This window comes from Sinorhizobium glycinis, from assembly GCF_001651865.1.
Lineage (GTDB): Bacteria > Pseudomonadota > Alphaproteobacteria > Rhizobiales > Rhizobiaceae > Sinorhizobium > Sinorhizobium glycinis.
On the sequence record NZ_LPUX01000055.1, the window covers coordinates 21,749 to 46,641 of the forward strand.

The window sequence follows — 24,893 nt, forward strand, 5'->3', positions numbered from 1 at the left end:
TCCCATTCAACCAGGAAAGGTTCTAATTTCCCGGCAGGTTGAGTTCGCCGCGCTTGCGGCCCTGAACCCCGGAACGGCGTCGCGGACCCTCGACGCGCCGCCGCGGCGGCACGGCCCGCTTGCCCGACGATGGTCGCTTTGCTCCCTCCGCCCCGTGTTGGTAATGCGGGAGCAGTTCATGCATCACGCTCACCACCGCCCGTTCATTGCCGCGCTCCGCATGGCGCTGCAGGCGCATGAACGCGTCCTTCAACTTCGGCAGCGGGATCGGATCCGGAACCGCGCCGAGCACACCTGGAACCGGCAGGCTTATGCGCTTGTCGGTCTCGTCGAAAAGCTCCTCGAAGAGCTTCTCGCCCGGCCTGCAGCCGATAATCTTGATCTCGATCTCCTCGTCCGGCGTGAAACCCGCCAGCCGGATCATGCGCCTGGCGATGTCGATGATCTTGATCGGCTCGCCCATGTCGAGGACGAAGATCTCTCCCTGCCCGAGCTGCTGCTCGAAACCGTAGGCGGAGGCCTGCAGCGTCAGTTCCACGGCCTCGCGGATGGTCATGAAGAAGCGTGTCATGTTGGCGTCGGTCACCGTGAGCGGGCCGCCCCTTGCGAGCTGCCGTTCAAACAGCGGTATCAAGGAACCGCTCGATCCCAGCACGTTCCCAAAACGAACGGTCATGAACCGCGGCGCCTGGCCTGTCTCGATGCCATCCAGGTCCAGCGCCTGGCAGTAGAGTTCCGCCAGGCGTTTCGACGCGCCCATGACGCTCGTCGAGTTCACCACCTTGTCGGTGGAGACCTGGACCATAGCAAGCGTGCCGCATTTCTTGGCAGCATTGGCGACGTTCATGGTGCCGATGACATTGGTGAGCACGCCCTCGCACGGGTTCATCTGAACCATGGGCACATGCTTCAGGGCGGCGGCGTGAAAGACGAGCTCCGGTCTATGGCGCTCGAAAATCTCCTCCACCCTCTGGCAGCGGCGAACGCTGCAGAGGTAGCAAGACCGCGGGACGTCCGGGAAGTTCTCGTTCAACTTCATGTCGATGGAGTAGAGGTTGTATTCCGTATTGTCGATCAGAACGATCTCCGCGGGTCCGCAGGCAGCGACCTGAGCGGTCAACTCGCTGCCGATCGATCCGCCCGCGCCGGTAACGAGGATGCGCCTGCCGCAAATGAGGCGAGCAATCGCTGCCGTGTCGAGTGCTGCCTGCGGCCGCTCGAGAAGATCGGTCAGCTCGATCGACCGCAATTCATAGGGGTTGTCGTTCTTGGCGCGTTTGAGTTCGGTGAGCTGTGACAATCGCGAGACCGCGATCCCGAGCCGCTCAGCGGAGTGCACAAGCTCTTCCGAGGCCTTTTCGCCGAAGGCGGCTGGGGCCTCCGTGAACACCACGTGACGCGGCTGCTTGTTGACCAGCTGCAGTTCTGCCACGACCCGCTCGAAATCCGCGATGCTGCCGGCAATCGGCACACCGCGCAGGCTCATGCCGACCTGGTCGCCATGTTTGTCCAGGCAGGCGACCGGTATGTGGGTCGCATTTGGATCCCGGGCGAGCGCGCGGAGATAGAGATCTGCGGCGTCGCCGGCGCCAACAAGCAGCAGTGGAACGTAATGTTGCTCATTGGCCTTCTTGAAGACCGGCCGCGCGAGCGGGATTTCTTCGGCGCGGAAGCTCAGTCGCGATGCCGCGAGGAACGCGATCAGAAGGAGAGACTGCATAGGAACGACCGTTCTCGGAATCTCGCTCAGCCGGGTCGAGAAAAAGAGCAACGAGACGAGCAGCAAGGACGTCAGCAGCACGGCGCGCAGGATGATGAACAGGTCGGAGATCGACCCATACCTCCAGTTGCGGCTGTAGAGCCCGGAGAACGGAAAAACGAAAGCGCAAATGGCAAGATATTGAGCCCCGGACCAAAACAGGACGGACGCAGTTTCCGGTCTCGCCTTCAGCTCTGTTATGCCATAGCGCAAGAGCAGCGCCACCGCGAGGGCAATGCCGGCGGAGCCGAGATCGGCAAGGTAGAGCAAGGAGCATTTTTGGATGCTGCGTGCAGCACCTCGTATGCGCCTTAGCCCGATGTCCACGGCCGCTTCGCCCACGGCCCATAGTCTTCCTTTAGTCGTCCGGTTTGCTGCCCCTTGTCCCAAGCCTGGCCACATTAGAAAATTGTCACGAATTGCCTTCGCGGCGGCGTGTAAACGCTGCATGACGGCCCTTCCCTAACATCAAAAGCCTTGCCGTCCTGCCGAATGACAACGCCATCACCGCCAAGTCCTGCTGGCGGTTCAAGAGTTGGGTATCTTTAGTGTTGCCTCGTCGACCGGCCTGAAGGCTAGAGTAACTTAAAACAACAAAGACGAGTGCTCGCGACTGGATAGATCGCGGCACCAAAATTTTCCGGCATATTCGAAGTTAGTAATAAAAACACGTTACTACGGGGTTGTAAATAGTCGTTCCTAGTAACGCTGCAAGAATGATTATATATTAAAAATATGTATTTATCAGAGAACCTCAGGTTGCGATCTCGCCGCGGTGCGTGAGGCCGAGAAAGCAATTCTCGCCCCCGGTGAGCCGTCCGCGGCCTGCCGAGGGCAACGCAGTCAGTGGAGTTTGCTGTGAATCGGCGGCCGCTTGCCAAAGGGCGTTTCCCAGGCAACGACCTCGATGCATTCGCCGTCTCCGCACCGTACGACGAAGCCTGTCTCGGTATGCGCCTGGACCTGACCGTCGAGCCCGATGAACCGGCCGGAATTCGCGACCGCGACCGCGCTGTCGATGCGGATCTTCTCGCCGGTCCGCCATGTGAAGGCCCCGGGATAGGGATCGCCGACCGCCCGGATCAGGCGCAACACGGCGGCTGCCGGTCGGTGCCAGTCGATCAGGCCGTCCTCCGGACTCCGCTTCGCGCAATAGCTTGCCTGGTCATGATCCTGTTGCGTCCGAGGCGCGCTGTCCGATTCCACGAGCGCGGCGGCCTCTACGACCATTTCGGCAAGATTTGCCGTTTGCTTGGCATATAGGCTCCTCGCGGTTTCGTCGGCCTCCACTGGGAACAGTCGCTGGAGCAGAACAGGCCCGGAATCGATCCCGTCGTCCAGCCAGAACAAGGTCGAGCCGGTTTCCTCCTCGCCCTGGAGGATTGTCCATGGGATGACGCCACGACCGCGAAAATGCGGCAAGGCTGCCGGATGGAACCCGACGGTGCCCTTGCGCGCTATGTCTCGGAATGGCCGCCGACAGATTTGCGACCAGCCGATGACAAACGTGAGGTCCGGTCGGACCAATGCCATGGCTTCGAGCGTCGCGGCAGCATTGACGTCCGTCGCGTAGCAGACCGCGCTCCCGGTTGCCCGCGCCAGGTCGGCTATATCCGCAAAATCGGAATGACGTTCCGCCGCTTCGGGCGGGAGTGTTACGACCAAGACCGGGATGCGCTTGGCCTTTATGAGCGCCTCCAGAGCGATCCTGGAGCTTTCGACGGCGCCGACGAAAACGATACGCATGGTCCCACCAAGAAATCCAAATGTATGAAATCAGCGGGTGCTCTACTCACCTGTCGGACAATGAGTAATGCGATCCAGAGTGAGCGTCGGCTCATCGAACACAATAGCGGCCACGGCGTCCAGGGTAAAGCGGCGCACCTGACGCAGACTTGTAGATTCGGTCCTGCAAGTCGGTCAAAAATCTCGATCGCCGAATATGCAATGTTGGCGAAAAGGCGAGAATGAAGTACGTTCACGCATATCGCAGTAATGGGGGCCTGTTTAGGCCGGCGATAGAGCATTCACCGTTGAAAGCAATTTGATTTTGTTGTTGGGGAGATGCCCGGGCAGTCATGCAGGGCAAAATGGAGATGACCGGTCTTAGGCGCGGTCTGCCGATCAGCTTGCCGATGGCTGTGACGTCTCATTTCCACTACAGCGCCGTGCGTCTTTCAGACGCCACAGTACGCGACAGTAGCGTTGGCGGATGCTTTTTCGCCCTCATCCCTGTGCTTGTCACAGGGATCCAGCAGCGCCGCGTTCGCGGTGCGAAAGAGACTTTTCAGCCCAAGGACTTGGGCTGGCTGGATTCCTGTGACGAGCACAGGAATGAGGACGGAGGAGAGGCCCTGCCGTACGCAACCGACGAAGCCCAGTCGGCTGCTGCCGTGTACTGTGATCAGACGCGCATAGGTCGCTGTAGCACTTTGAATTGCTGCATGTTCTTGTCCTTAATCGGCTACGCTTCAGGAAACATGCAGTAGGGTTCTGACCCTGGAAGCATCAGCCAATGGAAGGCTCACATGATGCCCTCGCAACCGGTTCGCATTGCTTATATTGCAGGTTACGGACGCAGCGGGACGACCGTCCTCGACATTGCATTGGGGCAACATGCAGGTGTGCTGGGGGCCGGCGAGATAACGGCGCTTACGAGACATGTCTGGCGCCATAACGAATATTGTGCATGCGGCAATCCCATTCGCGACTGTGCCTTCTGGAGTAAGGTTATCCAAGAATGGTCGGAAGGCGGGGATTCGAACCTTGTGTCGGAGTATGGCGCTCTTCAAGAAAAGTTTGAAGGATTGCCCGTGTTCCTAAGCGTACTTTCCGGAATGGGTCTCGGAAAGCTATTTCCAGCATATGCGCTTCACACAAAACGTCTATTCGATGCAATGGCGTCGTGCTCCGGAAGGCAAATCATCGTCGATTCTTCAAAGCTGCCGGGAAGAGCCCTGGCGCTTGCGCAGATTCCGGGCGTCGACATGCGCATCATCCATGTGGTGCGCGATGGGCGCGGAGTTGCCTGGTCGTTGCTGAAAGCCTATGACCGCGACGTAAAATCCGGATTGCAGAAGGAAATCAAGCCAAAGCCGGTATTCAGGACGGCGTTGCGATGGAACATTGTCAATCTTGCCGTCGAATATCTCTCGCGGAAATTGGGTCCGCAAAAGGTGATGCGGGTAAGATATGAGGATTTCGCGTCCAACCCGGCGGCGGCCATGCAGCAGATCGGGGCGTTTCTCGAACTCGACTTAAGTCAAGTCGGTTCATCTCTGCAAAGCGGCGCGTCGATCGAGCCGGGGCACCAGGTTGCAGGGAGTCGATTGCGCATGAGACCATCGATCGCACTCACCAAAGACGAGACGTGGCGGACAGGGATGCCGGCCGCTCAGCAGCTTTCCTTTCAGCGCCTGGGCGGGTGGATGCTCAGGCGCTATGGCTATCTTTGACCGGTTGGCAGCATGCCGGTTGCCTCGTGAGCGAATTCGCGGGGGCATCGAACGGCATGCTGGCGCTGCTGCAATGTTTTGTCGCTCGCAAACGGTGCAACGTTCGCGAGCCTGTCATCTTATGAATACGCTCGGGGAAGGACGAATTCGGCTTCAACTTGGTGGCGCGAGGCATGACAAATATGATCCAGTCACGTGAAGTAGGCGCATTTCGTTTCACGGTCGCACGCTCGCTGATCCTGGCAGGGCTACTCTGCGGATCACTGATCGGCCAACCGCCGGGGGCCATTGCCCAGTCTGCAACCGCGCCCGACGAGCCTCTCTCACCCAAGCTTCAAGACGGTCGACAGCGCGCCTTCCCCACGGCCGAAGGCTTCGGCGCCGCTTCTCAGGGAGGGCGGGGCGGAAAGGTGATCTATGTCCTCAACACGGACGAGTCCGGCCCCGGTTCCTTGCGGGCATGCATCGAAGCGTCCGGGCCGCGCGTCTGTATCTTCCGCACGGGCGGAACCATTGTTCTTCGCGAGAAATCGCTGGTTATTCGCAATCCGTTCCTGACCATCGCCGGGGAGACGGCGCCGGGCGGCGGAATCGCTATCCGGAACGGCAAGACGCAAATCCGTCCTTCAATTGAAATCTGGACCAATGATGTCGTCATAAGACACATTCGTCTTCGCCCTGGACCGCATGCAGTCAAGGCTTGTTGTTCCGGGGCTCTCGGATTGTACTCCGAAGCGGCGAAAAATATTATGCTGGATCATATCTCGGCCAGTTGGGGGTCCGACGAAACAATCGATTCTGAGGATGCGAGTCACTTCACCTGGCAGTGGGGCATTACGAGCGAGCCGCTCCTGCACGGCGGGCCGGGGAAAAGGAACCGCGCGCGCAACATGCTGTTCACCAAGGGTGGCAATATCTCTGTGCACCACTCCCTCTTTGCTTTTGGCAGGTTCAGAAATCCTCAAATCAAGATGAAGCATCCCGGCGCAATAGCGGATGTCGTGAACAATGTCTTTTACTCGCCTCAATGGGATTATGTCGTCAGTTTCGGCGATGAATGGACGCGTATCCAGGCCAATGTTGTCGGCAACTACAAGATCAAGGGAGAGAAGCTGCACGACGATCACATGGTCCATCTTTTCGAGGAAAGCGGGCTTGGGCACCAGATTTATGTGAAGGACAACTACGACGAACCCTACCGTACTGAGGCGGGCCAAGATGATGGCCTGATCATAGCCGGGGAACAGAGGCACTTTGTTTCCGCGAAGCCATTTGACGCGCCCCCCATCCGCACCTCCCAACCGATGCGCGCCTATGAAGACGTCCTCGCGGGTGCCGGCGCAACGAAGCCTGAGCGCGACGCCGTCGATAGGCGCATGATCAAAAAAATCGAGGATCGCGGCGGGAAGCTGCTCAAGACGGATCCGCAGGACGTCGGCGGGTGGCCGGAGCTTGCCGGCGGGATGCCGTACAAGGACGGCGACAAAGACGGCATTTCAGATGACTGGGAAGCCAGGAACGGCATAGACCCGACGAACGCTGACGATGGCCAACAGGACATGGATGGCGATGGATGGACAAACCTCGAGGAGTTTCTCCATTTGATGGCTGGAGATGCCGAGATCGCCTCAGGTCAGGAATGAGTCTTTCGATTGCCGATGACGGTCGTGATGCTCATTTCTCAAGCCCCCTGGTTCCTTGCCTTAGCGAGCCGGTCAGGACTGCAGCGTTTGCTGGAGCGAGGTCCTCGCTCTTTTTCGTCGCGCCGATGATCAGAAAGTCGGTGTCCCGTATTCCAACTTCGGCCCCTTTCATCGATTGCCGGGCAGAGCCATTCGGTCGAGGCGATCATGGTGCTTTGCCCGTCTGCCCAGGAGTTTCTCGTAAAGTCGGCTGATCCCGTCGATATGTGCCCTGCTGCCGTATTTCCGGAGGGCGTTCTGCCGTGCGGCCGTGCTGATCCGCGCCCATTCGTTTGGATCGAACAGTAATCTTTCGAGCGGTGCTACGAAGGCTTCCGGCCGGTCCGCTTCCACAAGGTAACCAGTCGCCCCGTCGTCGATCGCCTCCGGGTTGCCGCCATGGTTGGTGGCGATTACCGGCGTTTCGAGAAGCATGGCTTCGATGAGGGTGCGTCCGAAAGGTTCGTTGACGGCCGTGACGAGGAGGGCGTCCAGGGCGCCCATGCAGGGGGCGACAGGGGAGCGAAAACCCATGAGGTGGATCCTGTCAGAGATGCCGAGTTCATCCGCACGCTTGCCGACAACGCCTTCGAGCGACGGCACGTTTGTCGCAGATCTCCCGAAGATCAGGCCGGCGATCGGAAAATCGGGGTGATGCTGGAGAAAGGCATGCACGGCTTCGACGAATCTGAGGGGTCTCTTGCGCTCGGTCAGCGTGCCGACATACCCGACGAAGCGCGTGTCGGCGCGGAGCTGCAGCTCGTCAACGTAGTGCCTTCGACAGGCATCGCGATCCGGCAGCGCCGGAGGATGATCGAAGGGGCTGTGCAACACGGTCGTCTTGTGCCTGACCGGGACGATCGGTTTTGCCGGTTCGACGAATTTCGACACTGTGACGATGTGATTGGCGAGCAAGGGCGCGAGCACGTTGACGCCCCAGGCTCTCGGATCGCCTCGATGATGCCACAGCAGCTTCGCGCCCGACAGCCGCGCGGCCAGCGCCCAGGTCGCGTGCATCTGGCCGTCGTTGGTATGCACGAGATCGACTTTGTGATCGCGCAGGAACCGCGCAAGCTTTGCCGTCATCCGCAGGAAGCGCAGTCCTGCGGCCATGCGACCCGCCCGGTCGCGACGCTCGCCTCGAGAGATAAACGCGACTTCCGGCGCAAGTGTCAGCGGAAGCCCGCGCGCCTTGAAGTAGTCCTCCAGCACCAGCCCGCCCTTATGAAGGACGACGATCGGCTCGAACCGCTCTCTGTCGAGGCCGGCAATCAAACCGGCCGCCGAAATGTGGCTTCCGCCCAGGTCATCCCCGACGAAAGGAAACGCGATGACGATCTTCCTGAGACTCACGCAAGTGTTTCCTTCTACAGGCTGCGTTTGACATCAGTTCCTGGCTTTCGTGCCCGTCAGGACTTTCATTCAGGGCGAACAACTCGGGCGTTGAATCGTGCTTTTGAACATGCAGTACAAAATGATGCGCCCGCGTTCCCGTTCCGACCTGTAAAAGCGTCGGTCGAGTATGTTCTGTAGCGAGGCTGCGAGATAACTCTCCGAGAAAGAGACCTCACTTAAATGTTAAGCCCGGCAATAGTTGAAATGCTAAACTCTTTTGGGGAATTCTTACAACAATACGCAGCAAGATACCCCGCTCGGTTTGGCGGTTCAACATGTTTCCATGAGCGGCGGCAGCAGGGCGCGTTCCTCTCATGGTGTCGGAGTGCGGCGGTAACTCACCATCATTGTCGACAGCCAGAGCGAGGCCATGACGATGTGGGCGACATTCGCCCCCATGGCGCCGATCGCCGGAATGAGTGTAAGCGCGGTCGCATGAAAGGCGGCCGTGGAGATGAGCACGCTGTGAAGCACCTGATCTTCACGACCCATCGCCAGGAGGGCCGAGCGGATCACCGCGCCGCACAAGGTCATGGTTACCGCAATCGATTGTACGACAACGAGCGGACCGGCTGCCAGGAAGGCTGGGCCAACGGCCCATTTCAGTACCGGGTCGATGAGGAGGTAAAGGCCTCCGATCAGCAGCAGGCCGAATCCCAGCAGAAGCCCCTGCATTTGTGCGACGGCCCGGTGGAACGTAACAGTCGCCCGCGCCGCCCAGGCACGGGCAAGCTCCGGATAGAGCACCGCTTGGACTTGGACGCCGGCCTGCTGGGCGATCCGGCCGACCCGCTTGGCGATGTGATAGAACCCGGCGGATGTCGGATCGGCAAGATAGCCGACGAGCAATGTATCGAATTCATTGGCGCTCGTGCGAATAGTCAGCGACAGGTTCGTCGAGATCGAAAATCTCCAGAGGCCGGGGAAAAGCGCGGTGATGCCGCGAACGGGTGCAGTCACGAGACCCGCCAGCATTTCCTGCCGGCGCAGTTCGACGACGGCGAGCGCGACGAGGACCGATGCGCCAATGATCTGCGCAGCCATCCAGATCAGCGCGAATTCGAACAGCCCGCCGCCGGCGAGCGCACCGATCGCGCAGAGAGAGACGCGAATGAGGCTGGTTGCGACTTGGCCATAGGCGAGCCCCATGAACTTGCCATAGAGCCGCAACACCGCCGTCGGCGTCCCCGAGAGCTGAAACGGGAGAACGGAACAATAGAGTATGACGAGGCCCGACATGTCCTCCGATATGCCGAGCCACGGTGCGAACGTCAGCACGAGCACGACAGCAATCAGCCAGCCGGCGAGTGCCGCGGAAATGTCCAGCAGCAGGCCGAACTTGAGCAGCGAGCGCAATTCGTTCGCTCCCTGGTCATCTCGCTCCTGCACCTGTGCTCCGTATTTGATCAGCGGCTGCCAGGACTGGAAGCTGACGAGCCTTTCGATTGCCCGCGTGTAGGAGAAGCACAATGCGAGTATGCCGTAGCCCGCCGGGCCCAGTGCCCGGGCGGTAAGCGCGAAGCCGATGAGACCCACAATCGAGCTCAGCACATTCCCCGAGAGCAGGTGCGCAATATGCTGCAGGCGTTCCTTCAAGCTCTGTTCACGATCGAGAAGTTGTCGGAGCCGCTTAAGTTCATATGAAAATTTTCTTTGAAACAACACAGGAACCTTCCTACGGATATCAAGGAAACACGGGAATGGACCTCAGCCCTCGATCGCCGCCCCTGCTTTCCCGCCCCCTGAGCATCGCGCGGCTTTCTCGCCTGTCACCATGATTTGAAAAAAGTATAGGCGGCGGAAAGTCCCGGAAATTGTTTCCAAGCCTGCAGCCGGCGGTCGAATTTGCCCGCCGGCTTCTCCGCAGAGGAAACGCTTGATCATGTCAGTATAAGCATTTGCCTGCAATGCCGCTGCCTGCGGGACGCGCAAAGCTTTTCTGCAACACTTTGAAGTGGCGGCGATTTCTTTCCTGAACCGGATCCGATCGCAGCGCAGGGAGCGCAGAAACAGTTTATTCCTTTGACGGGGCAGCATCCCGAAGAATATAGTCGCCGAGTATTTTTATAGAGCTTTCCTTATTGATGCTTTTTGGAGTGCTGTGCGATGGGACTTTCACGAGCAGCAACCGGAACGCGCGTCCCCTGGGGGCCTTTTGCGACCGGCCTGCTGGCAATTGTGCTGTGGGGGTTCTTGCTGATAGGCGGAACGACGGCCGTTCATGCCGGCGAGTACAGGCTATCGACGGGCGATGTGCTGACCTTCGATTTCCTCGACGACGCGGAGCTTCCCGTTACGGCGACCGTCGCTGGTGACGGAGAGGCCCAGTTTCCCCTGATCGGGGCGGTAGGCGTCGTCGGGCTGACGATACCGGAGGCTCTGGAGAAGCTTCGGAACGAATACCGCAGTCGCGAGATTCTGGTCGATCCGAAACTGTCCCTCAACATCTCGACCTTCCGGCCGATCTTCGTTCTCGGTGAGGTCAAGAATCCGGGTTCGTTTCCGTTCTATAACGGCCTGACGGTCGAACAGGGCATAGGTCTCGCGGGGGGCACCCTGATCGTCGCCGCCAACGCATCCGACCGCATCATCGCACGGGCTCGGCTGCGTGGGGAGATCGAGGGCGCGACTGCCGAAGTGATCCATGAAGCGGTCTACGCCGCGAGGTTGACGGCGCAGTTGACGCACCGTGCCAAGATCGATCTGAACGACGTTCCGGAAATTGCACGCGAATATGTGAAGGGCGTGCCGCTTGGGGGAGTCGTCGAGCTCGAAGAGAAGATCCTCAAGGCGGACCTCGCCGCCAGCAGGTCTCAGGCCCAGATTCTTGCGGAAGGTATCGCCCAATCCGAGGCCGGGATCGAGATTTTGAACGAGCTCGTCCAGCAACAGAAAGAGGTCATCAAGAACACGGAGCAGGACCTGGAGCGCATCAATTCGCTTCGCAAGCGCGAACTGAACACGGAGAGCGAACTTTCCCGAGCCAAGAACACAGCCTCGACCGAGAAGGCTCAGCTCCTTGAAATCTTTGCGACGCTTTCACGTTCAAGGCAGGAACTCAGCGAACTGAAGCTGCAATTGGCGCAACTCGAGGCGGACAGGGAAAAGGATATCCTCACGAAGCTCCAGGAGCGCGAAATCGCCATCAAGAAGCTGATCTCGCAGAAGCACACCGCGGAAGAACAGATACTCCTGATGGCCGCAGTGGAAGCTGACGAAGCCAAGGACAACCAAATTTCCTACACTTATGAAATTCGCCGCAACCCGGTTGGTGGCACGCCCACCAGCATAAAGGCATCCACCCTGACGGAAATGTTGCCCGGCGACGTGTTGGTCGTGGGTATTGCCGGCATGTAAGGACCATTTCGATCGCCATTTGAGACGAGCGCTCGACGAGCTCCAGGCGCCAGGGAGACATTGAGTTGAAGGTCAATCGCGAGCATGCCCTCACCAGCTTTGGCTTGCCGATCTCCTCGGGTGCCCAACGTCTCAAGCGCGGCGTCGAATGCATTCTCGCAGCGACGGCCTTCGTGCTCTGCCTGCCGCTGATGGCGCTGACGGCGGCGATCGTCTGGTTCAGCCTCGGTCCTCCGCTGTTCTTCATCCAGGCGCGCGCCGGCTTGCAGATGCGCGTTTTCACGGTTGCCAAGTTTCGCACGATGACCGAGGCGTGTGCCCCCGATGGCACCCTCCTGCCGGACGCGTTGCGTCAGACGAAGGCGACGGCGCTGTTGCGGCGGTTGCGCTTCGACGAGCTGCCGCAACTCCTTGCCATTCTTGCCGGCGATATGTCCATGGTGGGGCCGCGTCCCCTCCCGATCGCCACCGTCGCGGCGTTTGGCGAACTCGGCCGCATGCGCTGCCTGGTGGCGCCGGGCATGACCGGCTGGGCCCAGGTGAACGGCAACACGCGGCTGTCAGACGAGCAGAAGATCGCGCTCGATCTCTGGTACGTCGCTCATACCAATCTGTGGCTCGACTCGCGCATCCTGTTCCTGACCTTGAAGACGCTCCTTGCCGGTGAACGCATCAACGCGGATCACCTGAGAGTGGCCGAGGAATTTCTCGACAGTCGGATTGGCGTGCTGCGTTCGAAAGCCGGAGGCCGCTGAGGGCTATCCCACCTAGTGGGACGTGGCTCGCGACCCCGAAGACATTCAGGAAGCGGGATTTCGCCTGGGCTGGCGACGCGGCCCGGGAATTTTGATCTGTCTGGCAGCAAGTCTGCTCATTGCGCCGAAACGGCGGGGGAATTCTTCTCAGGAGGTCTCATGCGTGACCCGTGCATGTCTTTCGGTCGAACGCTGGTCGTGGCCCCGCATCCCGATGACGAGGTGCTCGGCGCGGGAGGGACGATCTCCAGGCTTGTGTCGGAGGGCGAGGAGGTTTTCGTCGCGGTGGTGACCGAGGGGAAACCTCCCGAATTTGATCCGGAGGACGTCGCGAGGATACAGGCCGAGGCCTGCCGGGCGCATGAAGCGCTAGGTGTGAAGGAGACCTTCTGGCTCCGGCTGCCGGCGGCGCAATTGGCGGAGACGGCACATTCAGCCCTCAATGCCGCGCTGGTCGACCTGATGCGGCGCCTGTCGCCGCAAACCGTCCTGACGCCCTTTGTCGGCGACATGCACATCGACCATCAGTTGACCTTCGCGTCGGCGTTGGTCGCCTGCCGGCCGCATCAGGCGGATTTCCCCAAGCGCATTCTCGCCTACGAAACGCTTTCGGAGACGAACTGGAACGCACCCTATTTGTCGCCGGCATTCGCACCGAATGTCTTCGTCGACATCTCCGATCATATCGAGGCGAAGCTGGAAGCCATGCAGCTATTCGCATCGCAGCTGCGCCAGCCGCCGCATGAACGTTCCACCGCGACCTTGCGCGCGCTTGCGACGCTGCGCGGGGCGACAGTCATGCGGCCGGCGGCCGAAGCCTTCGTGCTGGTGCGCGAGGTGGTGTGAAGAAGTCGAAGCCGGGCGAGATCGCGCCGGAGGGCTCGTGCGGCGCCCCATCTGACGCAACACTGCGGCGTCCTGTCGGGCACGACGTCACGAACGCGGAAGTGGAGAGACCAATGGGGCGCTGGCCGGTTTATGATGAGGAGCAGATCCAGGATGTGGTGTCCGTGCTTCGATCCGGCGAGGTGAATGCCTGGACCGGGCCGCACGTGCGAAACTTCGAAGCGGCCTATGAGCGCTTTCTCGGCGTGGAGCACGCAATCGCCGTGGCGAACGGAACGGTGGCGCTTGATCTTGCGCTTTTTGCGCTCGGGCTTCGGCCGGGCGACGAGGTCATCGTGACGCCGAGGAGCTTCATCGCTTCGGCCTCCACCGTGCCGATGGCCGGCGGCCGGGCCGTCTTCGCCGATGTCGATCGCGACAGTCAGAACATCACCGCAGAGACCATCAGGGCGAAGCTGACACCGAGAACCAGGGGCATCATCGCCGTGCATCTCGCCGGTTGGCCGTGCGACATGCCGGCGATCATGGCGCTTGCCCGCGAGAAGGGACTCTGGGTCGTCGAGGACTGCGCGCAGGCTCATGGCGCCGAGATCGATGGCCGGCCGGTAGGCAGCTTCGGCGACATCGCCTGCTTCTCCTTCTGCCAGGACAAGATCCTCACGACCGGGGGCGAGGGGGGGCTTGTCGCCGTCAACGACGAGGATCTTTGGAAGAAGGCCTGGAGCCGCAAAGACCACGGCAAGTCCTTTGATGCCGTTTATCACAAACGGCATCGTCCCGGCTTCCGCTGGCTGCACGAAACGATCGGCACCAACTGGCGCATGATGTCCATCCAGGCCGTGCTCGGACTGCGGCAATTGCAGCGCCTTGAGCAATGGCGCAGCATAAGGGCGCATAATGCCGCCATCCTCGCGAGGGCCGCAGAGGAAATAGAAGCGCTGCGCACGCCGCAGCCACAGAGCCGGTATCAGCACGCCTGGTACCGCTTCTACACCTTCGTTCGGCCTGAGTTCTTGAAGCCGCGGTGGAGCAGGGACCGGATCGTCGCCGAGATGAATAGCGCCGGCGTCGCCTGCTTCAGCGGCAGCTGCTCGGAAATTTACCTCGAAAAGGCATTCGCCGACATTGGCATGGTGCCGGAGCAGAGGCTGCCGAACGCGCGCGAACTCGGCGAGACGAGCCTCGCTTTCCTGGTCGATCCGGCCCTCGACACGGCGGCGATGGAAAAGGCGGCGCATGCTCTGCGGGGTGTGCTCGCAAGCGCCACCGGGCAATGGCAAGGACGCGCAGCGATTCCAAGTGCTACAGCGACCTTCGTGCGCCGCAGACGACATGCAGAAGCAGGTCGGCAAGCCGGTGGGAAAGTGCCACGGCGGTGAATGTCGGCGTGTCGTTGCCGGCGGTCGGGAAGACCGAGCTGCCGGCCACGAAAAGGTTGTTGACGCTATGAGCCTTGCACTGGGCGTCCACCACTCCCTTGTGTGGGTCCTCATGCATGCGCGTCGTGCCGATGTGATGCCATGTCCACATCGGCCGCTCGAGCTGTTCCCATTCGTCATCTGTTGCGACCAGCCGGGCCGCACCAGCCGCAAGAAACTCCGCCTGCAGGATCTGAAAGGTTCGGCGCAGCGACCTCAGAGTCGCGTCCGAGATCCGCCAGTGCAAGTCGATCTTGTTCAGGCCGAAACGGTCCTTGACCTGCGAGAGCTTGACGGCGCTGTCGGCGCAGGGCTCGGGCTCGACGATATGTTGCAACCGAAATGAACGCGCCAACCCGGCCGGGCGGGCCATATGCATGATCTTGGCCCAGTTGAGGGCCCGAAAATCGTCAAGGGTTCGGGAGACCATGGTTTTTCTCGAACCCCGAAGGCCGAGGTCGCGACGGAACAGAAGTTCCGACTTGAGCGCTTCGAGTGCCTCGCTTCCGAGACCCGGAAAGACCGGTTCCACCCAGGCGCGGTGATTGAGGAGTTGCTCCTCTCGCTGCGCGTCGAACGACAGCGCCAAGCCTTTGACGGTATAGTGGCGCCGCGAGTTCGGCCAGATCAGTCTTTCCACTCGCTGGCGCCGGGCAATGCGGATGCGGTCGAAGCTCAGCAGCTTTGCAAAGGCTTCCTTTTTCAACGGTACCAGCGTTCCCACCGAAAAACGCGGATGGTCCATGAAATATCGGCCGATCAAGTCCCGTTGTCGGCCTGTGGGCCCTTCACTGAGAAGCAACAACCGGGCATTCTCCAGCCCGCCAGCCGCCAGGACATAGGCGCGCGCCGTAATGCGCAGCGTTCGGTCGCCCCCCGCATCGAAGACAACCGAGGTCACGTTCTGCCTGGAATTGTCGAATTCGAGATAGAGAGCCGTCGACTGAAGAAAAACGGTGGTCGATGCGGATTGCTCGATGGTCGACCGCAGGCGTTCGCCGAGTCTCAAGTTCCGGCAGAGCGCCACGTTGTCGCTCGCCAGCCTGTCGGAACGATTCGCAAAAACAGGGTCGCGGAGGCGCAACAGGTCGATACTCGCGGTACCGAGCGTTTCCCCGGCTCTTTCATAGTAGGGTCTCAGGTGTTCGAAGCCGAATGGCCATCCGCTGTCCTTGACCCAGGGACGATAGGCAAAATCCTGCTCATCGAAAGGTTTGCACAGGCCACCCCATCCACCGGCGCGCGTGCTGCCGCCAAATCCGCGCAGGCGGCTGGTGTCGAGCGGGGCATAGGGCAATCCGGAGCATTCGCCAGTGGCGAGCTCCGACGGGCCGAGGGCGTTCCGGTCGCCGCCGCTTTCAAGCACACATACTCTGATAGGTTTGCCGGCAAGTACCGAAGCAATTGTCAGCCCGCTCGCACCGGCCCCGACAATGCAGACATCGAATTCGGATGCCGTTTCTTGTCCCGCACGCGTAACAATTGCCATTGCTGCTGACCCGATGAATTGCCAACAAGGGCATAAGAACAGGATCGCATATGCATAAAATTGAAAACTGCCCCCGAAGAGAAGTCCCGCGGCTTTCAGGTGCTACTATCTGGTGGGAATTGATGCCAAGTATCTCTATAGGAGAATCGAATTTGGAGCAATGTCGGCCCATGCAAAAGCGTGCTTGGCAGCTGCCCTTTCGTCGTCAGCCACCGCTTGCAGCGTCGATCGAGAACCTAGCGAAACCAGTGCGGCCTGATTTCGGATAGGAGATCAGAAAACCGTCGGCCTGGGGAGCGGATGCGGTCAACGGCGCCTGTTTTTTCATCCGGAGCCATGCACGACCGAGAATGCTAGCCATCGCCTCTTCCTCGAGCCGCCATTTGATTTGATCAAATATAGGTGAATGCGTATTCGGAGGTCTTTTGGATTACTAGATTTTGTCGGTCATGCAGAGGATATTACAAGAGTATAATAATTGAAATAGACGCCGCTGCCGCCGCTTATCATCACGCTTTATTGGGGAAGTGCTTCCGGGCTCCGAAAATCATCAGCGCACGTCCAAATCAGTTCTCTAAGTGTTTTCCTGGAGAACTCAATTGGATTACGCCTATTTTGTATTAGGCCTTCTGGAAGAAATTTTAGCAAGTTGAATATGAAATGAAAAACACGCATTCTGTCAATGGCGTGCCTGGGATCAAACGAGGAGCCGAGCGGAAGCCGTGCCTGTGCGGGACGTGCTGCAACTAGGGGGACCGGCGAAATCCGGACGAAAGTGTGACACTTCGCTCGGATCGCTCAACGGCCGAGGAGGACAATTCGAGATGAACGATGGTCCGAATTCCTGGGCGTTTGCTGTGTCGAGGCTGTCCGGCGCGCGGATCACGATCGTCGCTCCCGCGCTCGGTGCGGGCGGCACCGAACACGTAGTGAATCTGATCGCGAACCATTGGACCTCCATCGGCTGCGCGGTGACACTCATCACGCTGGAGCGGGGAGATGCGAAGCCCTACTACGACTTCGATGCCAGGATCTCCATCGAGCGCCTGGGCCTGCCTCCGCAGAAAACCTCGAAGCTACGCTCCGGTGCGCTCGTGCTCCAGCGGATACAGGGCTTGCGCTCCGCCATCCGGCGCTCCCGACCCGACTTCGTCCTGAGCTTCCTGACGCGAACAAATGTGCTGACGCTGCTCGCCACCATCGGGCTGGCGGTTCCGGTAATCGTTTCGGAGCGCAACAATCCGGCGCTGCAGCCCTTCGGTCCTGCCTGGAAATGGCTCCAGCGCAGCCTGTATCCGCGGGCCTTCGGCCTCGTGACGATGACCAGAGGGGCGCTTGACTACTTCCCGCAGACGATGCGTCGAAGGGGATGGGTGATCGCCAATGCCGTCGATTTGCCGGCTGGCTGGCAGAAACGGCGCGGCAACAATGTGCTGACCGCAGTTGGCCGCCTGACGCGTCAAAAAGGCTTCGATCTCCTGCTCGAGGCCTTCGCCAGAATTGCCGCCAAGCATGCCGGATGGAAGCTCGTCATTTGGGGCGAAGGCGAGGATAGGAAATCGCTGGAAGCCCTCAGGGACGAGCTTGGCCTTGAGGACAGAGTCGAGATGCCGGGGGTCACCGACCGGCCGGGACAATGGGTCGAGACCGCCGACATCTTCGTCCTGTCGTCGCGCTACGAGGGATGGGGCATCGTCCTGTTGGAGGCCATGGCGGCAGGGCTGCCCGTCGTGTCCTTCGCGTGCGAGTGGGGTCCGTGCGACATGGTGAAGCACGGCGAGGACGGAATTCTCGTTCCAGGCAACGACGTCGAGGCCCTTTCCGAAGCGCTTTCCAACATCATAGGCGATGCGGCCTTGCGGGACCGGCTTGCCGTCAATGCTGCCTCAAGTGCGAAAAAATATCTGCCGGAGCGAATTCTTGCGGAGTGGGATTCGGTTGCCGCATCAACCCTGGAGCGCCCGGTTGCATGACCGAGGTGAGGCGAATTGGGTCGCCAAACCGTGAAGCGTGATCGGTTCTGCCGGGAAGGGCTGGAGAAACGTCGATCGGGAGGAATCATGGCACGCGGGACTGTCGAATGGGCCAGTGATCGTCTTGCAGGCGCTCCGATTTCCGTGTCGCGGCCGCGGTCGTCAGCGCAGTCGGGCATCGAGGATTACATCATCTATCTCGCGGTGTTCCTTTCGCCTTTTCTGGCTCTCAGGACGGATATCGTTTTCTTCACGATCAGCGACGGGCTTTACAGCCTGGCGCTCGGCTTCCTGCTCTTTCGGGGCCGATTGCCGCGCGCTCCTCTTGGCGCGGCGTCGCTGTTTTGGATTACGGCTTTCGTTCTGACCGTGAGCGGACTCCTCGTCAGCAGTCTTTTCGTCGGCGACCCCGTGCGAGGGCTGATATTGCTAATGCAGTATTTCTTCTGTTTCATGATCCTGCCCTATATTCTCATGCTGGGGGACGAGCGGGCGGCCTATCGACGCATCCTGGTGTTCCTCCTGGGGGTCGTCGTCCTGGACCTTCACGGCATCATCACATTCTACACCGTCGGCTATGTACCGGGTGCGGTGACCGTGACCGGAGGCAGACGGCTTGCGACCCTGGTCGGGGATGCCAACGCGGCAGCGTGCCTGAATGCGATGGCAATCGTCATTGCTCTCTGGTTGCGCTCGATCAAGCGGCTGGCCGTTGTGCCGTTCACCGTGTTCTCCGCCGTGATGGTCCTCGCTCTTGTGCTCACGAGTTCCAATAGCGGCCTTATCGCGGCCTCCGTCGGCATCCTCGTATATACGGCACTGACATTCCGGGTGGGTCTGTTGATGAAGATGCTGCCGCTTGCCGTCTGCGCGGCCCTGTTCATTCAGTTCGGCGGCATCGAATATCTGCCTACAACCTTCCAGAAGCGCGTTCTGCCGGCGGTCGTCTCAGGAGATTTTTCCGAGGCGGGCACCTTCGCCGATAGAACCGACCTGATGGCCGAGGCCCTGAACCTGATCGGGGACAAGGACATCGCCCTGCTTGGCATTGGAGCCGACCAGTTCCGGCTGCAGAGCGTGCAGGAAGCGCCCGTTCACAACACTTTCCTGCTTCTGTGGGTGGAAGGGGGATTGCTGTCGTTTGCCGGGTGGTTGTTGCTTTGCTCGCTCGGCATGATCCTCTGGCTGCTCGCCTGGCGCAAAGGCATCGCTCGTCAAAGCGGGAGCGCGGTTTTCGCAAGTTTCCTGGTCTTTGCGGCAATGGCCAGCACCAACGCGCATATCTACCAGCGTTATCGGTATACGATACTGCTGCTGGTGATGTACCCGCTGTTGCTCGAATTCGCCCGGTCAAGGCGACCGACGGGGCAAACCGGTAGGCCATGACCAGGTTGGCTGCGAATGCATGGCAAAGGGAGCGCCATCGCGACTCGTCAAATCAAAGATCATTCAAAGACTTAAGCTTCGCGACTCTGAACAGGCGGGCGGCCTGTTGGAGGTTTTTCATTGTTCCCGCTAGGCGCGCGTGATAAACAGGACACTCCAATTTCTTTATATTGATACTTGATGACGTCGTCGACTAGTGATTGTGACTGGATTTTGCCATGGCTGAGTCTGTGCAGACCGTGCATTCCAATCCGCCTGTTCCCACGGCATGCCATGTTCCTTGGTGTCGCAGCCCTGGAATCTCGGCAAGATTGGCGTCAAGCTTTTCTTTTTCATACGTGGTTTTGCTGTACTATCGACTGGCGCCAGTCGTCAGGTGCTACGGGCCCTGGGCGCGCGCCCGGCGGCGGAGTCATATCGTGCTCGGCCCGGTAGACGATTTGGATGCGAAGTATTGTTGCTCTTGAGGCGACGATCGAAAGAAGAAAATCGTTCTGAAATTGCTCTCATTCTCTGCGCAAGTATTTTTGCAGCGCAGCGGCTAGTTTGACTTTAGGAGCGTCAAGCAGCTTCGAAAGACTGGAGCGCCGAGCGTATCGGTGACGCGCAAAGGACGCTCACATAAGTCCAGGTATTTGACCCGCTTTCAGTGATCCCAGTCGGAAAGCGGGATGTTCTGGTATCCGATAAGTTGGGAGTGGGCGTTATGCTGATTTTCGATCGGGATTTCGAAGCTCGCGAACAGGCACGGCAACGCGTTGGGACAAGCACCGGCGTGACGGAGCGCGAAGACTCGAGCTATACGCTCTCCGATATCCTGGAACTGCTGCGACGCTATGCCAAAGTCATCGTCGGAATTACACTTTTCGGCACGCTTCTGTCGGCTGTCGTGACATTCACCATGACGAAGACCTATACCGCCCATTCTACTCTGGTGTTCGATCGCAACGACACACGGCCTTATGAATCGGTGCTCGAACTGCAGCAGCTCGAACGCGACAAGTCGGCGATGGACACCGAAATGGACTTGGTCACGTCGCGCGAGTTCTTGGGTTTCGTTGTCGATGACCTGAAGCTTATGGATGATCCCTATTTCAACCCGAACGCCGCAGCAACCCAATCGGCCGGAGAGTCGGCATGGCTCCCGAATTGGCTTCCGTTTGCCGCGGCGCCCGGCAGTGACATTGCGAAGGGCCGCGCCGATTTGCGCGAGCGCCTCCTGGCCGGCGGCTTCCAGCGAGACCGGGCGATTACGCGCCTTTACGACTCCGTATCGGCCGCCCGTCGGGGCGAAAGCCTGGCGATGACGATCTATGTCGAGCACGAATTTCCACAACAGGCAGCGGAAATCGCCAATGGCGTTGCCTCGAACTATGTCGTCTGGACATCGACGCTCAAGGAGCATGCCGCGAAGAACACGCTGAATTACCTGCGAACGCAAGCAACGGCCTTGACCGAATCGATCGCCAGGAAAGAACGCGAGATGGCCGAGTTCACAAGCCGCAGCGATCTTACATTCGATCCGAGAGACGACGTGCTGCGCGCTCGTATGGAGCAGTTGAACGAACAGTTCACTTTGGCGCGCGTCGACGAGGCCGGCGCGTGGGCCAAATACAATGAGGCAAGGCAGCTGCTCACCAAGGGCGTGGACGAGGTTGGCCGAGTCCTGACCTCGGATTTGCTGAGCACTTTGAGAACGGAGGAAGGTCGCCTGCTGCGCACCAAGGCTCAGCTCACGGCGAAGTTCGGACGCAACCACCCCCTGGTCATGGATGCGGACGCGGAGATCGTTTCCAACCGCCGTTTGATCGACGAGGAGGCCAGGCGCATCGTTCAGGAGCTGGAGAACGATGCCAAGGTTACGACGGTTCGGGTCCAGAAGTTCCAGCAGGAAGTCGGCAAGATCCAGAAAGAGATGCAGAACCGAAATCTCGACGAGATCCGCCGAAGAGAATTGGAGCGCGATCTGCTGGCGGCGCAGAAGCGCTATGATGAGCTCGTCTTGCGGCTCGGCTCGTTTGACCCGGAACAGGAAGAGGTGAAGGCAACCGCGCGTATGGCTTCCTTTGCGGAAGTTCCGTCGGAGCCTTCGTTTCCCAAGCCCGAGCTCACCATACCGGTGGGGGCGATCGCATCCCTGTTGGCTGCCGTGATGATAGCCATCACCCTGGATGTGCTGGACAAGAGAGTCCGAAACGCCAACGCGGCCGAGGCGATCGTCAAGCGCCCGAACCTGGTGTCGGTCCCGAGCGTGCAATGGGCGCTGAAGCCGGGCGAGACCCCATATCATCACATGCTGGCCAATCCCCATTCGGCCTTTGCCAGGGCGATGCGTTCCCTCTGCCTTGCCTGGCGGTCCCTTAGGCCCGGCACGGAGCCGAAGGTCGTCATGTTCTGCTCCGCCTCGGCAGGCGACGGAAAGACGACGTGCGCCTTGGGGATGGCGGCGATGGCCACGACCAGCGGCCTGCGCGCCGTCATACTGGACATCGATCCGAAGCCGGACGGCGCCGCAGCGGTCCTGGACATTCCGAACAGGAACCTGTCGCTGGGGATGGTGCTCGAGGGCACTGTGGACCTCGACGCGCTGATCGCGGTCGCTCCCGAGTATCCGTTCCTGCGCGTGATCGATTCCCGCCTCGGGCTTCATGATCACGACAGGCTTTTCGAGGAGCTTCGCCGCCGATTTGATATGATCATCGTCGACGCGCCAAGCCTCGACCGCGATGACGACGCTATATGGGTATGCTCCCACGTCGATGCCGTACTCCTGGTGGTGGCGGCCGAGAGAACCAGGCAACAGGACCTGACGGAAGCGATCGAACGGCTCAGCGTCAACCGCGCACCGATCGCCGGCAGCATCCTCAACTTCGCCGTGGCCCGTGAGACTTCGCCGCGCCGCGCGCTGCGGTCGCTTCCGAAGAAACTAAAGGAGAGCTTTAGACGTCTGGCCGCAGGGGACGTAGAGAATTCTGGCGGTCGTGACTCCCGGTCCGTCCCCGGCAATCTACAGCGCCGCGCGCGTTTCAGGCGCACCAAGGACGTCGCAGCACTTTGAATCGCTGCATGTTTTCATCCTTAAACCGGCTAGGATTTAGGAAGCATGCAGAAGGCTTGAACCGGCGAGCGATTTCCGACCTGACGCACGCAGCAAACGTTTGATATAGTTGGCGTTGCAACTATCCAGCGCGTTGACGGGGGCGCTTGCATGATTCCGGCATTGAGGCTTGGTGGGCAAGGCGCAGTCCTGGTTCTGTTCGTACTCATTCTCCAGCTGCTTCTCGGCCTCGCCGCTCCTTCGGCAGCTCAGGAGGCTGCGGCGGCCGCGCCGCCGCCCAAGGTCCAGCAGTTGATCGAGCTGCTGGACGATCCGGAGGTGCGGCAATGGCTGGCAGCCAAGCAGACCGTGCCGCCGCCGGCGTCTGCCGTGCCGCCGAAGGGGGTTGCCTCGCAATGGGTCGCGCAAATCAGGGGACATCTCGGTGGCATGCGCGAAGCCGCGCCGCGGTTGGTCCCCGAATGGATGGCGGCAAGAGAGCGCATAACGGCGGAGATGCACCAGGGGAGCATGCCGATCCTGCGCGGTTTCGGCTTGGTGCTCCTTGTCGGCTACGGCGCCGAGTTTCTGCTGCGCTATCTCCTGCGGCGGAGCGCCAAAGGGAGCGCAGTACAGGCCGGACACGGCCTTTCCGCCTTTGTTCGCATTGCGCCGCTCGTCGTCTTCGCAATCGCGGCGATCGCCGCTTTCGTACTTGCCGACTGGCCGAGCCGGCTGGAGGCGGCGGTCGCGCCGCTCTTGATCGCCTGGATCGTCGCCCGTCTGCTGATTGCAGTCGCTGCTGCAATGGCGAAACCGGCAGAAGAGAATGCGGATGGGGTCGAGGCCCCTGCGGCAGACACGTCGCCCGCGCCGGATGTGGTACAGTTCTGGTACAGGCGTTTCGTGCTGATCGTTTGCGCCGCCGCCGCCCTGTGGGCCGTCATGGATATGATGCAGGCCCTCTCGTTCCCGGCCGACGTTCGGGACCTGACCGGCGCCGCTCTTGGCCTCGTCTTGCTCGGCATCGGCATCGCCACGGTGCTCCACCGGCCAGCTCCGGACATTGCTGTCGGGCGGCGGATCTTGCGCAACGCGCTGCTCGTTGCTTTCCTCATCCTGCTGTGGCTCCTCTGGGTCGCTGGAATGAGGGTCGGATTCTGGATCGGCATCTATGCTCTCGGCCTGCCGCCGCTGTTGCGCACCGTCAGTGCTGCGACGCGGACGATGTTGGATGCACAGGCGGCCGACAATGTCCGGGTGATGCGCAATGTGCTGATCGACCGAGGCGCGCGGTTCGCCATCATCGCGCTCGCGGCCGCCTGGCTCGCCATCGTCTTCCGCTTCAACGGCAGCGCTATGATGCAGGATGATGTCTTCAACCGCGTCTTCCGGGGCGTACTTTCCGGGATCGTCATCCTGCTCGCTGCGGATCTGATCTGGCAACTGACGAAGGAGTTTATCAATCTGCATGTCAAGCGGGCCAGCGTCGACGTCGCCGACCCGGTTCAGCTCGCCCGCGGCATGCGGCTGCGCACACTGCTGCCGATCCTGCGCAACTTCCTAGCCGCCTTCATCGCCGTCGTCGCCGGCATGATGGTGCTCTCCGGCCTCGGCGTCGAGATCGGCCCGCTGATCGCCGGCGCCGGCGTCTTTGGCGTCGCCATCGGCTTCGGCTCGCAGACGCTGGTCAAGGACATCATCAGCGGCATCTTCTACATGATGGACGATGCCTTCCGAGTCGGCGAGTACATCCAGAGCGGCAGCTATATGGGGACGGTCGAATCCTTCAGCATTCGCTCCGTCAAGCTGCGCCACCACCGGGGGCCGGTGTTCACCGTGCCTTTCGGCTCGCTCGGCGCGGTCCAGAACATGAGCCGAGACTGGGTCATCGACAAGTTCAAGATCAACGTCTCCTACGACACCGATGTCGCCAAGGTGAAGAAGGTGGTGAAGGGGGTCGGGGCCAAACTGCTCGAGGATGAGGAGCTCGGGCCGCTGATCATCGAGACCGTCAAGATGAAGGGCGTCGAGCAGTTCGGCGACTACGGTATCACCTTGAGCTTCGCCATGACCGCCAAGCCGGGTCACCAGACCCAGATCAGGCGGCGGGCCCAGGCGATGATCAAGGAGGCCTTTGACGCCAATGGTATCAATTTTGCCTCGCCGACCGTGCAGGTTGCAGGCGACGATGCGCAAGCGAGCGCCGCCGCCGCCGCGACCCGCGATGCGATCGCCAAGAAGAACGCCGCCTTGGCTGCCCCGCAAGGAGGGGAGGCCGCCGCGGAGTAGGGAAGCAGGAAAATCGCCTGCCACGCGCTCCGCCTCGATGTTGACATCG

The 24,893-nt window shown here is 60.4% G+C and carries 16 protein-coding genes; 10 read left to right on the forward strand and 6 right to left on the reverse strand.

Annotated features, from left to right (window positions below; genetic code table 11):
• Nucleotides 1-22: 22 nt before the first annotated feature.
• Both AU381_RS11610 and AU381_RS11615 read right to left on the reverse strand, forming a co-directional pair.
• Entirely contained in the window at nucleotides 23-2,161 is a 2,139-nt protein-coding gene (locus AU381_RS11610) for a polysaccharide biosynthesis protein (RefSeq protein ID WP_244520062.1), read from the reverse strand.
• A gap of 441 nt (nucleotides 2,162-2,602) precedes the next feature.
• On the reverse strand, nucleotides 2,603-3,505 hold the full coding sequence (locus AU381_RS11615) for a methionyl-tRNA formyltransferase (RefSeq protein ID WP_064241933.1): 903 nt from the start codon (nucleotides 3,503-3,505) through the stop codon (nucleotides 2,603-2,605).
• 782 nt (nucleotides 3,506-4,287) lie between these two features.
• Between AU381_RS11615 and AU381_RS11625 the strand changes: the two genes are divergently transcribed.
• Complete coding sequence (locus tag AU381_RS11625) at nucleotides 4,288-5,214, forward strand: sulfotransferase family protein (protein WP_064241935.1); 927 nt, start codon at nucleotides 4,288-4,290, stop codon at nucleotides 5,212-5,214.
• A gap of 173 nt (nucleotides 5,215-5,387) precedes the next feature.
• Nucleotides 5,388-6,857: a hypothetical protein gene (locus AU381_RS11630; protein WP_064241936.1), complete on the forward strand. Its 1,470-nt coding sequence runs from the start codon at nucleotides 5,388-5,390 to the stop codon at nucleotides 6,855-6,857.
• 168 nt (nucleotides 6,858-7,025) lie between these two features.
• Here the strand turns inward: AU381_RS11630 and AU381_RS11635 are convergent, their stop codons facing one another.
• Both AU381_RS11635 and AU381_RS11640 read right to left on the reverse strand, forming a co-directional pair.
• Complete coding sequence (locus tag AU381_RS11635; protein ID WP_064241937.1) at nucleotides 7,026-8,249, reverse strand: glycosyltransferase family 4 protein; 1,224 nt, start codon at nucleotides 8,247-8,249, stop codon at nucleotides 7,026-7,028.
• Between the two features lie 354 nt (nucleotides 8,250-8,603).
• The gene (locus AU381_RS11640) at nucleotides 8,604-9,956 is read right to left on the reverse strand and encodes a lipopolysaccharide biosynthesis protein (protein ID WP_064241938.1); all 1,353 of its coding nucleotides are present in this window, start codon (nucleotides 9,954-9,956) and stop codon (nucleotides 8,604-8,606) included.
• Nucleotides 9,957-10,397: 441 nt separating this feature from the next.
• Here AU381_RS11640 and AU381_RS11645 point away from each other — a divergent pair, with 441 nt between their 5' ends.
• From AU381_RS11645 to AU381_RS11660, 4 genes are all read left to right on the forward strand, one after another.
• Entirely contained in the window at nucleotides 10,398-11,648 is a 1,251-nt protein-coding gene (locus AU381_RS11645; RefSeq protein WP_064241939.1) for a polysaccharide biosynthesis/export family protein, read from the forward strand.
• A gap of 65 nt (nucleotides 11,649-11,713) precedes the next feature.
• On the forward strand, nucleotides 11,714-12,403 hold the full coding sequence (locus AU381_RS11650; RefSeq protein ID WP_064241940.1) for a sugar transferase: 690 nt from the start codon (nucleotides 11,714-11,716) through the stop codon (nucleotides 12,401-12,403).
• A gap of 174 nt (nucleotides 12,404-12,577) precedes the next feature.
• The gene (locus AU381_RS11655; protein WP_064241941.1) at nucleotides 12,578-13,249 is read left to right on the forward strand and encodes a PIG-L deacetylase family protein; all 672 of its coding nucleotides are present in this window, start codon (nucleotides 12,578-12,580) and stop codon (nucleotides 13,247-13,249) included.
• A gap of 113 nt (nucleotides 13,250-13,362) precedes the next feature.
• Complete coding sequence (locus AU381_RS11660) at nucleotides 13,363-14,628, forward strand: DegT/DnrJ/EryC1/StrS aminotransferase family protein (protein WP_082909888.1); 1,266 nt, start codon at nucleotides 13,363-13,365, stop codon at nucleotides 14,626-14,628.
• Here AU381_RS11660 and AU381_RS11665 read toward each other — a convergent pair.
• Together AU381_RS11665 and AU381_RS29675 are read right to left on the reverse strand one after the other, a co-directional pair.
• Nucleotides 14,552-16,156, reverse strand: a complete 1,605-nt coding sequence (locus AU381_RS11665; RefSeq protein WP_064241942.1) for a GMC oxidoreductase — start codon at nucleotides 16,154-16,156, stop codon at nucleotides 14,552-14,554. The genes AU381_RS11660 and AU381_RS11665 overlap by 77 nt on opposite strands.
• Nucleotides 16,157-16,361: 205 nt before the next feature.
• The gene (locus AU381_RS29675; RefSeq protein WP_156528584.1) at nucleotides 16,362-16,517 is read right to left on the reverse strand and encodes a hypothetical protein; all 156 of its coding nucleotides are present in this window, start codon (nucleotides 16,515-16,517) and stop codon (nucleotides 16,362-16,364) included.
• 463 nt (nucleotides 16,518-16,980) lie between these two features.
• Here AU381_RS29675 and AU381_RS11670 point away from each other — a divergent pair, with 463 nt between their 5' ends.
• The 4 genes from AU381_RS11670 (at nucleotide 16,981) to AU381_RS11685 (ending at nucleotide 24,844) form a co-directional block, all read left to right on the forward strand.
• Nucleotides 16,981-18,129, forward strand: coding sequence for a glycosyltransferase family 4 protein (locus AU381_RS11670; RefSeq protein ID WP_064241943.1), 1,149 nt, complete (start codon nucleotides 16,981-16,983; stop codon nucleotides 18,127-18,129).
• Between the two features lie 87 nt (nucleotides 18,130-18,216).
• Nucleotides 18,217-19,515, forward strand: coding sequence for an O-antigen ligase family protein (locus tag AU381_RS11675; protein WP_064241944.1), 1,299 nt, complete (start codon nucleotides 18,217-18,219; stop codon nucleotides 19,513-19,515).
• Nucleotides 19,516-20,221: 706 nt separating this feature from the next.
• Nucleotides 20,222-22,573 (forward strand): GumC family protein, encoded by a 2,352-nt coding sequence (locus AU381_RS11680; RefSeq protein WP_064241945.1) that lies wholly within the window; start codon nucleotides 20,222-20,224, stop codon nucleotides 22,571-22,573.
• Nucleotides 22,574-22,723: 150 nt separating this feature from the next.
• Nucleotides 22,724-24,844 carry a mechanosensitive ion channel family protein gene (locus AU381_RS11685; RefSeq protein ID WP_064241946.1) on the forward strand — a complete coding sequence of 707 codons (2,121 nt, stop codon included), beginning with the start codon at nucleotides 22,724-22,726 and terminating at the stop codon, nucleotides 24,842-24,844.
• The last annotated feature ends 49 nt before the right edge of the window (nucleotides 24,845-24,893 follow it).